Below are 10,818 nucleotides of genomic sequence, written 5' to 3'. Positions count from 1 at the left end.
ATTATTTCAATGTGTTACTAATACATGTTAACTGGGAAAAATAAAAAATTAACGCCCTAATGCCGTATTATATTCCACATTAACATTTTGTTCAGCCAACCTTCCGTAATTTGCCGATTTATAAGACTCTTTTAGCTATTTTAAGAATAAACCGAACAAATATATTTCATGGCTGGATGCTTTAACTGCTTAATTGATTGTTTTTCAATCTATTTAAGCAATGCTTTTGCACTTTTTGTTGCTGTTGATTATTTGCGCCATTTGCAATCAGTGTAGGTTATTACATGATTGGATGTTGAATTTTAGCTTATCAGCGCCCATTATTCACTTTGGCGGCATAAGCCGTAGAAATCAAAGGTGAAATTGGATATATGGAATGGATCGCAGATCCTACTATTTGGGCAGGACTGGCAACGCTGGTCGTGCTCGAAATTGTATTAGGCATTGACAACCTGATATTTATCGCCATTTTGGCAGAAAAGCTTCCACGTCATCAACGAGATAAAGCCAGAGTTACCGGTTTACTGTGCGCACTGTTGATGCGTTTGGTGCTGTTAGCCAGTATTTCATGGCTGGCCACATTAACGGCTCCCTTGGTCACCTTATCTGGCCACCCGTTCAGCGCCCGTGACTTAATCATGCTAGTCGGTGGGATATTCCTGCTCTTTAAAGCCACCATGGAGTTAAACGAGCGGCTTGAGGGCAAGGACCAGCATCAAGGTCAGCAGCGCAAAGGCGCACGGTTCTGGCCGGTCGTCGCACAAATTGTGGTGCTGGATGCCATATTCTCGCTCGATTCGGTTATTACTGCCGTCGGTATGGTAGACCACCTCGCGGTCATGATGGCTGCGGTGTGTATTGCCATAGGTTTGATGCTGTTGGCCAGTAAGCCATTAACCCGTTTTGTCAACGCGCATCCAACCATTGTCATACTCTGTCTGAGCTTCTTACTGATGATCGGTTTCAGCTTAGTGGCTGAAGGCTTTGGTTACCATATTCCAAAAGGGTATCTGTACGCTGCGATTGGTTTCTCCGTCATTATTGAATCGCTCAATCAATTCGCACAATTCAATCGCCGTCGCTTTTTGTCAACGGTTAGACCGTTACGTGAAAGAACCGCAGAAGCAGTGTTACGTATGCTAAGTGGCAAACACGAAGAGGCCGAGCTGGATAACCATACTGCTAACCTGATCGCTGATAATACCAGTGTCGGCCAAGAGGTGTTCAATGAGCAGGAACGCCGCATGATTGAACGGGTGTTGGGGCTGGCGCAACGTACCGTGAGCAGCATCATGACATCACGGCATGATGTTGAGTATCTGGATCTTAACGATCCGCCAGAGAAACTGACTCAGTTGCTGACAAAAAATTTGCATACCCGAATTGTGGTTACTGAAGATAGTTCGACCGATGAACCCTTGGGTGTTATTCACGTCATTGATTTATTAAGGCAGCAGTTAGCAGATGAAAAGCTCGACTTACGCGCATTGATTCGCCAACCGTTGATTTTCCCCGAGCAGGTTTCGCTGTTGATGGCATTAGAGCAGTTCCGTCAGGCACAGACGCATTTTGCCTTTGTCGTGGATGAATTTGGTTCCATCGAAGGGGTGGTTACCCTGACCGATGTGATGGAAACCATTGCCGGTAATCTGCCCGTGGCCGGTGAAGAGTTGGATGCCCGTCATGATATTCAGCAAACCGAGGATGGTTGCTGGATTGCGAATGGCTATATGCCGCTGGAAGATTTGGTGCTCTATCTGCCGCTACCTATCGATGATAAACGTGAATATCACACCTTGGCCGGGTTAATCATGGAGTATACCCAGCGCATCCCGCAGGTCGGTGAACAGATGAAAATTGGTGACTACCTATTTGAGCCGTTGGAAGTCAGCAGCCATCGTATCTTGAAGGTAAAAATAACACCGTTGAAAGTGCCTGACCCAGATTATGAAGTGTAATAAACCGTCGTGATTTGGCGTAAAAGCCGGGTAAACTCGCCCGGCTTTTTTATCGTGACAGATTGTGATTACAAGTGCACAGGCACCAGAATCTCAGTGGCAACAATCACCACCACCAACCCGACTAAAACCGGTACCGAGGTGCGTTTCACCACTTCAAATGGTGAAATTTTTGCCATACCAGCAACAGCAACCACCACGCCTGAAACCGGGGATAAAGTACGCCCCAAATTTGAAGCCTGTAGCATCGGAATAACCAGATAGGCTGGATTTATCCCCATCTGAGCTGCCAGTTTTGGAATCAATTCAACAAACGCATAGAACGGCGCATTGCCTGACCCGGTGGTCATGGCCGCCAGCATCGTAATCACCACCAGTACCAGCATCATAATAATGCCACCGGTACCAAAAGATTGAGCTAGCCCAATCAGACCACTGATAAAACCAACGGTACTCAACCCTTGTGCAAATACCCCGGCGGCAACCAAAAGCATTACTACAGTAGCAAACGCATCGGCCATGCCACGATAAGCCACCTCAAGGCCGGTAAATACTGTTTTAGCACTGAAGCTGCGTAAGAATTCAATGACGGCGGCAATCAGCATGCAAATCACCAACACTGTAATAATATGCAGTTCCGGCCCCCATTTACCGTCAAATATCAGCACGCCGATAATCGGGGTAAAGGGTAAAATGGCATAGAAACCCGGCGCATTGGTGGTGATGTCATTAACATCCATCATCTCATGCTTTTCCTGACTTTTATTATCCAGATAGCGCTGCCAGAAGAAGTGCGCGATAGCCATGCAGACAATCGCGGCAATAGAGATAGGTAAGGTGGTTTTAAAAGCAAAATCGACTAATGGCATCTCAGAGGCTTTCGCTGCCAGTACCACATCGCCTGAGGTTGGCGCGAGAATAATTGCCGCCGGTGATGCACAGATTGCAGCTGCGGCACCCCGACTGATACCGACGTTAACCATCACAGGGAACAGTGTCGCCATCAGTAACACGCCCAACCCGGTTGCCGATGATACCGCCAACGACATCAAGCAGGCCACAAGATAAGCCGCAACCATCAGTAAGTATGGGGAATTGATCATTTGCAGTGGTTTAGAGGCAATCTTAACCACGACATCATTGGCACCGATATGGGTCATATAAGCCGCAAAGCCACATAACATCATGATCATCATGCCAAGATCGCCACCACGGCTCATCAGCAAGATTTTGACATATTCAACAATGTCCGTCGCCCGCCAGCCGGTTGAGGTCGCACTGGCAGGTAATACATTCTTGCCCATCAAGGCACTGATAATTAATAGCAGTAAGCCACCGACCATCAGCACACCTGTTGCTGAATAGCCTTTAATAATATAACGGCCTACACCTACGGCCACGACTATCCCAATCAAAAGATCTAACATATACCCTCTCTGAATCTTGCCTGTTGCTGTGTGTTGCTAAATATTGCTTCAGCATTATTATCGTTAAAATACTTAAATGGCTCTGCACTCTGCCCAAAGTCCATCGGCGAGTTTATGACATCTATCAATGATTCGCAGAGATTTTAGAAACAAATAGTAGTTTGTGAGCAAGAGAGAGGATTTTATGTTTTGAATGGCGAGATTGGTGAACAATTATACAACAAATAGATAACAGTATGCCGTCATTATCTCCGATAAACAGCCATGCCTATCGGAGATAATGGGTAATTAAAGCTTATCGATAAGCTTTTTAAGATCTTTGCTAGCACGGTTTTGTTGATTACGCTCTGCCCAATCATTGAGTGCTTTTTTAGCTCGCTGCTGTAATTCATTACGCAACAACTGTTCGACATTCAATTGATAGCTAAGCTGAGTCCACGGACCATAAATGCGCAGAGGGATATCAGTAGCTTGCAACATTTTTACCAGGCTATCTTGCCCGCTCCAGCCTTGCATAACCCGCACCGCCAGATTCATATCACATTGCTGTGCGGGTAAATTAAGTGACCCATTACCTTTAATAGAAATCAACGCCGAATCGGCACTAAGATTACTGACTTTCATTGATCCTCGGTGCAACGCCAGGCTCGCTTGTAGCTGTGTAACCTCAGTATAACGCTCATAACGATCCTGACCTTTGACATCACTGGAACTGCGAGTCACCGCCTGTTGAATAAGCTGTTGAATATTCAGCCCTTCCAGCCGCGCATTAGTCATGCCGAACTGCGCATCCCCCTGCCAACGGTGGTTGAATGCCTCAACATTGAGGCCATCACCAGACAACTGCGCTTTCATGGAAAATTTGCCCGTCATCATCGGCGGCAAACCGGCGGCCAATAGAACCGGCCCCAATTCCATATGGTTTATCACTGGGTTAACGGTAGCCAGGACCCTCTTGCCCGTCACATCCAGTGAGCCTGGCAACGAAAAATCGCCCTCAACCGCACTACCGGTTAAGCGGCTAATCTCTACATTCCCGCGCTGATTAGAGGCTTGAAGATTGAGTTGACTGATTTTAATCGCCCGATAGACCAGGTTATTCGCCGTTAGCGATATTTGGGCGGTAAAGTCGCGTAATGCCTGCAAGTCCTGCCCGACATCATCATCAGCCTGAATCGCAATCACCGGCGCTGTCACGGCAAGCTGTTTGGCCGTTTCTTTGCTGGCAATCGTACTTTTAGACTCCCAACCAAAAATAGAATCCAGATTAAGATTGTCGGCAGCCAAATTGATAACATAATCGGGTACCTCCCCCAAGGTGGCCTTGGCGGTCCCCGTCAACTGGTTGTTATTAGCCGAGAAACTCAGTTGGTTCAGCAATAATTGTTGAATATCGTGTTGATAACTGGCTTGTAGTGTCCCTTCGCCGCTCACGCCGCCAACAGGAATATCCGCACCTTCCAATTTATAACTGAATTGGCTGATATTGGCGCTGTACTGCTGTGGATAATGGCGCATGTCTGCATCCGCGACCAGTGAGAAAGTCACATCACGTTGGTTACGGTTAACACGGCTGGAGAGAGAGATATGTACTTGGCGTTGGGCATCTTGTTGAAGTTCAAGATTGATATCACGTACATTGACTTGATCATTGTCTGCCCGCTGCCAAATCAACAGGCTATCAGCGATTTGTACTTTATTAATGTCGAGCTTCCAGGCACGGTGCTCATTAACAGGCACATTACCGGATGGTGCAACAGGAGCGTCAGGCTGTTGTTGGGCTTCACTGTCGGGCGTCAAGCGGATAACCGCCCCTTTCAACATCACCTGTTTTACTTCAAGTTGATGTGATAATAGAGGCCAAAGTTTGACATCCAGCCGCATATTTTCAGCACTGACAACCGGTGCCGCCGCACCGGGGGCAGTCAGCGCGGTCCGGCCAGCAATAATGCTAAGCTGGGGCCAGACATGCCAGCGCAAATCTCCTTCCAGTTGCAACTGATAACCACTTTTTCTCTCTACCTGTTTGACCATGTAGGCGCGAAAGTCATTAGGATTAACCAGCAATACTAATGCGCTCATCCCTGCAACTAACACAACCAGCAGGATAATTAACGTCGTCAGTAATCGTCTCATGACATCCTCTTGTCTAATCAGGCTAAAAAGTCCAAACAGGCTAAACTTTGCGCAAGAAATGGCTAATCTTTATCGATACGACTGGCTACAGCACCTTGTTGACCACGATATTTTGCGTCCTGACGGCTGTTATAAGGGCGCGCTGCCGGGCCGGAGAGTGGTTCAAAACTCAGCGCGCCAATTAACATCCCTGGGCGTAGCGCCAATGGCAGCTTACCTGAATTATAGAACTCCAGCACAATCCTGCCTTGCCAACCCGGATCTATACGGTGTGCGGTAACATGCACCATTAATCCAAGGCGAGCTAATGAGGAACGACCATCAAGCCAGCCGACCAAGTCATCAGGGATTGTCACCGACTCCAGTGTCACTGCCAGCGCCAACTCCCCTGGATGCAGGAAGAATGCCTCCCCTTCCGGCAGATTGATTTCATCGCTCATGACTCGTTCCAGCGCTTCGCTGACTTCATCCTTCGGGCCGCTTAAGTCAATAAATGCCGCCGTGTGACCATTGAATACACGGAATTGGTTGCCTAAGCGAACATCGACTGTGGCACCATTGATACGTTCTACCGGTGGGCGGGGATCAATACCTAATTTACCGCTGTCCAGCCAGGCTTCTATGTCACGATCGCACAGTCTCATTGCTAAAATCTCCATCAAAATTCGCATGTTACAGCTTATCTACTACGCAAGCTGCCATATTAAGAAGCAAAGGTCCAGACGAACATTACTCAAAGAACTGACTGATTTTCGCTTTTAGAATATCGATCGCAATTCGGTTCTTACCACCGCGAGGAACGATAATGTCAGCATATTGTTTGGATGGTTCTATAAATTGCAGAAACATTGGACGCACAGTCTTCTGATATTGCGCCATCACAGAGTCCATCGAACGACCACGCTCATTAACATCACGCTTCATACGGCGCATCAGGCAGATATCCAGCGGGGTATCAACAAAGATCGAGAAATTCATCTCCTGACGCAGACGGATATCGGTCAACAACAAGATCCCTTCCAAAATAATCACTTTTTTGGGTTCTAAATGGACGGTTTCTTTTTTGCGGGTGTGCTCAGTGTAACTGTAAAGCGGCAGTTCAATCGACCGGCCTGCTTTCAACGATTGCAAATGCTCCAGCAATAAGTTGTGATCCATGGCACTGGGATGGTCATAGTTGGTTTTGACCCGCTCTTCCATTGACAGATGACTCTGGTCTTTGTAATAACCATCCTCAGGGATAACGCCGATATGTTGGTCACCTACCTGCTCGCGTAATTCGCGATACAGCGTGCTGGCGATAAGACTTTTTCCGGAGGCTGAGGCACCCGCTATCCCGATAATGACGCACTGGTGTGCTTTGTCAGTCATAAAATTAAAGACCTGATTACGAAGTGTGAGGGGAGACAAAGCACGCTAGGTGCTTCGAGCGCGGCAATTATAAGGAGTTAGCGGGTTTGATGCCAGCACTATACCCTGCGTCTTTGACGCCGCAGGGTATAATTTTGCGTCTTTGACGCCGCAGGGGGGTTAGCGGCTGTTACACCGCGCGGAATGAGATTTCCGTTGGGATAGCTTCCCCTTGCCAGTACATCTCTGCCGCCACATTTGATGCCAGTTGGCGATAGATATCAGCAAATTCACTGTCAGGGTGGCTAATAACCGTTGGTTCGCCGCGATCAAGGTCTTCGCGCAAAGAAATATGCAATGGAATTTGGCCCAACAGTTTGCAATGGTACTTCTGCGCCAGTTTCTCCGCCCCGCCGGTGCCGAAAATAGGCTCCAAATGGCCGCAATTGCTGCAAATATGCATGCTCATATTTTCAATAATACCCAACACTGGCACATGCACTTTCTCAAACATCACAATGCCTTTCATGGCATCGATTAAGGCAATGTCTTGTGGCGTTGTCACCACCAATGCTCCCGTCACCGGAATATTTTGCGACAGCGTCAACTGGATATCACCGGTACCCGGTGGCATATCAATCACCAAATAATCCAAGTCCGGCCATAAGGTGTCTTGCAGCATCTGCATCAATGCCTTACTGGCCATCGGGCCGCGCCACACCATAGCGTTCTCATCAGTGACCAGATAACCAATCGAGTTAGTCGCCAGACCGTGAGCCATGATCGGTGCCATATGCTTGCCGTCAGGGGACGTTGGCCGCTGATTCATGGTTCCAAGCATATTGGGAATGGAAGGGCCATAAATATCGGCATCCAGAATGCCGACTTTGGCCCCCTCTTCCGCCAATGCCAGTGCCAGATTAACGGCGGTACTGGATTTCCCCACACCACCTTTACCCGAACTGACAGCCACAATATTACGCACGCCTTTGATACCCGGCTGATCATTGGCACGTTTGAGCGTGGTGATATTATGTGACAGCTTCCAATCAATAGCTTTAGCACCAGTCACTGCCAGCAATTCCCCGCTGACCGACTCTTTCAATGCATCAAAACCATATTGCCAGGCAAACGGCATCACCAGCTCGATATGCAACACATTGTCCAATAAGGCGCAATGGTGGATAGCACGCAGGGTATGGAGATCCTTTTGCAAGGTTGGGTGAGTAAAGGCCGTAAGAACCTTTGAAATTTGTGATTGCAGCAGGTCAGGGGTGGTCTGCTCGGGGGATTTTGGGCTCATCCCGGCTCCTTGAATTTATCGTTATTAACCAATGATAGTGTACCAGAACTCAGTTGCCCCTGTGTCACCAAAGTAAACCGATTATGACTTAAGGCAAAGTGCGGGTTGCCTTACCCTAGCGGCAAGCCAGCATATCGGTTAACATCAAAGACCCTTTAATCGACATAAAGAAAGCAATTTCCCACTATGGCTCAAGTCGCGAAAAAAATATTGGTGACGTCCGCGCTACCATACGCTAACGGTTCTATACATCTCGGCCACATGCTCGAGCACATCCAGGCAGATATCTGGGTCCGTTTCCAGCGAATGCGCGGCAACCAGGTTCATTTTATCTGTGCAGATGATGCCCACGGCACCCCGATCATGCTGAAAGCTCAGCAACTGGGTATCGAACCAGAGCAGATGATTGCCGAAATGAGCCAGGAACACCAACAGGATTTCGCCGGTTTCGCTATCAGTTATGATAACTATCACTCCACTCACAGTGATGAAAACCGTGAACTGTCGAGCCTGATATACAGCCGTCTGAAAGCAAACGGTTATATCAAGAATCGCACCATTTCTCAGCTCTATGACCCTGAGAAAGGCATGTTCCTGCCCGATCGTTTTGTCAAAGGCACCTGTCCGAAGTGTAAAGCGCCAGATCAATATGGCGATAACTGTGAAGTGTGTGGCGCAACCTACAGCCCGACTGAACTTATCAGCCCAAAATCGGCGGTTTCTGGTGCGACTCCGGTGATGCGCGAATCTGAACATTTCTTCTTCGACCTGCCGGCCTTCAGCGATATGTTGCAAGCCTGGACGCGTTCTGGTGCGCTGCAAGAGCAAGTTGCGAACAAAATGCAAGAATGGTTTGAGTCTGGCCTACAACAGTGGGATATCACCCGTGATGCGCCCTACTTCGGTTTTGAAGTGCCGGATGCGCCAGGTAAATATTTCTATGTCTGGCTGGATGCCCCAATCGGCTATATGGGGTCGTTTAAGAATCTGTGCGACAAGCGCGGCGATCTGGACTTTGATGAGTTCTGGCGTGAAGGTTCTGAAACCGATCTTTATCACTTTATTGGTAAAGACATTGTTTACTTCCATAGCCTGTTTTGGCCTGCCATGTTGGAAGGCAGCAATTTCCGCAAACCGACCAATATCTTTGTTCATGGTTATGTCACGGTAAACGGCGCGAAAATGTCGAAATCACGCGGCACATTCATTAAAGCCAGCACCTACCTGCAACACTTTGATGCTGATTGCTTGCGTTATTACTACGCCGCGAAACTCTCTTCACGCATTGATGATATTGATTTAAATCTGGAAGATTTTGTCCAGCGTGTTAATACCGATATCGTCAATAAAGTTGTGAATCTGGCTTCGCGTAATGCAGGTTTTATCAATAAACGCTTTGACGGTAAATTAGCCGACCAGTTGGCAGATCCGGTGCTGTATAAAACCTTCACTGATGCGGCTATCAGCATTGCAGATGCCTATAACAGCCGCGAATCAGGCAAAGCTATCCGTGAAATCATGGCACTGGCTGATATTGCCAATCGTTATGTTGATGAACAAGCCCCGTGGGTGATAGCGAAAGAGGAAGGTCGCGATGCCGACCTACAAGCGGTTTGCTCCTTGGGTATCAATCTGTTCCGCGTACTGATGACTTACCTGAAACCGGTATTGCCATCGCTGACTGAACGTACTGAGGCTTTCCTCAATACCGAACTGACGTGGGATAGCATTCAACAACCGCTGTTAGGCCATCAGATCAATACCTTTAAAGCCCTGTTCAATCGTATCGATTTAGATAAAGTTAACGAAATGGTTACTTCGTCTAAAGCGGATATGGCACCAACAGTGGTAGCCACCGGGCCATTAGCTGACTCTCCGATTCAGAAAACCATCAGTTTTGATGATTTTGCTAAAGTGGATATGCGTATTGCGCTGATTCAGCAGGCAGAATTTGTTGAAGGCTCTGATAAGTTATTGAAATTGACTTTGGATATCGGCGGCCAAACTCGCCAGGTCTTCTCTGGCATCCGTTCTGCATATCCTGACCCGAAAGTATTGGAAGGCCGATTGACCATGATGGTGGCTAACCTGGCACCACGCAAAATGCGCTTCGGTCTTTCAGAAGGTATGGTGATGGCAGCAGGCCCTGGCGGTAAAGATATCTTCCTGCTTAGCCCAGACAGTGGTGCCCAACCCGGCATGCAAGTGAAATGATTTGATGTATGACAGAGTTCTCTGACGAAAGTGGTTGTCAGGGAATAACTAAATTGTCAGGAAATAGCAAAAATGCCGGTCAGGGGAAACCCAACCGGCATTTTTTATCGCACAATGTTGGTAATGGTGGACAACCGCTCCCGTTGCCATGCCTCCAACCAAAACAGCATATTAATAAATAAGCTTAATGAGAAAATAAGAAACAGAATACTGTCCAGCAAGGAAACCTTAATTAGCGCGTTAATAATAATATTCTTATGATGTTTCATCTCGACAAAACCTGATGCGAAAAACCAAAATATGCCGATGACGCCTAATAAATTTAACATCACAACCGGCCAATGCCACCTTGCCAGTAAAAAGAAAATCCACGACAGTAACATCAGGGAAATAACGGCATCATCCAGTTCAAATAATAGAAAGAAACTTA

Annotated in this window: 7 protein-coding genes and 1 pseudogene; 2 read left to right on the top strand and 6 right to left on the bottom strand. The window is 47.5% G+C overall.

Annotated elements, in window-relative coordinates; all coding sequences use genetic code 11:
* Nucleotides 1-371 precede the first annotated feature (371 nt).
* Nucleotides 372-1,958: a TerC family protein gene (locus V2A85_RS18655; protein WP_372558460.1), complete on the top strand. Its 1,587-nt coding sequence runs from the start codon at nt 372-374 to the stop codon at nt 1,956-1,958.
* A 68-nt stretch (nt 1,959-2,026) separates the two neighbouring features.
* Here the strand turns inward: V2A85_RS18655 and dcuC are convergent, their stop codons facing one another.
* The 5 genes from dcuC to apbC all read right to left on the bottom strand — a co-directional run bounded on the left by dcuC (nt 2,027) and on the right by apbC (nt 8,174).
* Complete coding sequence (gene dcuC / locus V2A85_RS18650) at nt 2,027-3,385, bottom strand: anaerobic C4-dicarboxylate transporter DcuC (protein WP_005187706.1); 1,359 nt, start codon at nt 3,383-3,385, stop codon at nt 2,027-2,029.
* 288 nt (nt 3,386-3,673) lie between these two features.
* Nucleotides 3,674-5,521: an outer membrane assembly protein AsmA gene (asmA, locus tag V2A85_RS18645; protein ID WP_372558459.1), complete on the bottom strand. Its 1,848-nt coding sequence runs from the start codon at nt 5,519-5,521 to the stop codon at nt 3,674-3,676.
* A 62-nt stretch (nt 5,522-5,583) separates the two neighbouring features.
* Nucleotides 5,584-6,165, bottom strand: a complete 582-nt coding sequence (dcd, locus tag V2A85_RS18640; protein ID WP_032906849.1) for a dCTP deaminase — start codon at nt 6,163-6,165, stop codon at nt 5,584-5,586.
* An 85-nt stretch (nt 6,166-6,250) separates the two neighbouring features.
* Complete coding sequence (gene udk, locus V2A85_RS18635; RefSeq protein WP_083159353.1) at nt 6,251-6,892, bottom strand: uridine kinase; 642 nt, start codon at nt 6,890-6,892, stop codon at nt 6,251-6,253.
* Nucleotides 6,893-7,061: 169 nt separating this feature from the next.
* Nucleotides 7,062-8,174 carry an iron-sulfur cluster carrier protein ApbC gene (gene apbC, locus V2A85_RS18630; protein ID WP_083159354.1) on the bottom strand — a complete coding sequence of 371 codons (1,113 nt, stop codon included), beginning with the start codon at nt 8,172-8,174 and terminating at the stop codon, nt 7,062-7,064.
* Nucleotides 8,175-8,360: 186 nt separating this feature from the next.
* On the opposite strand from apbC, the gene metG reads away from it, so the two are divergent.
* Entirely contained in the window at nt 8,361-10,388 is a 2,028-nt protein-coding gene (gene metG / locus V2A85_RS18625; protein ID WP_420072067.1) for a methionine--tRNA ligase, read from the top strand.
* A 104-nt stretch (nt 10,389-10,492) separates the two neighbouring features.
* On the opposite strand, the pseudogene V2A85_RS18620 reads toward metG, so the two are convergent.
* Nucleotides 10,493-10,818 (bottom strand): annotated as a pseudogene (locus V2A85_RS18620) (hypothetical protein); the annotation flags it as partial.

Source organism: Yersinia sp. 1252 StPb PI (assembly GCF_048593885.1).
Taxonomy (GTDB): Bacteria; Pseudomonadota; Gammaproteobacteria; order Enterobacterales; family Enterobacteriaceae; genus Yersinia; species Yersinia enterocolitica_E.
This window is presented reverse-complemented; position numbering and strand designations above follow the sequence as displayed.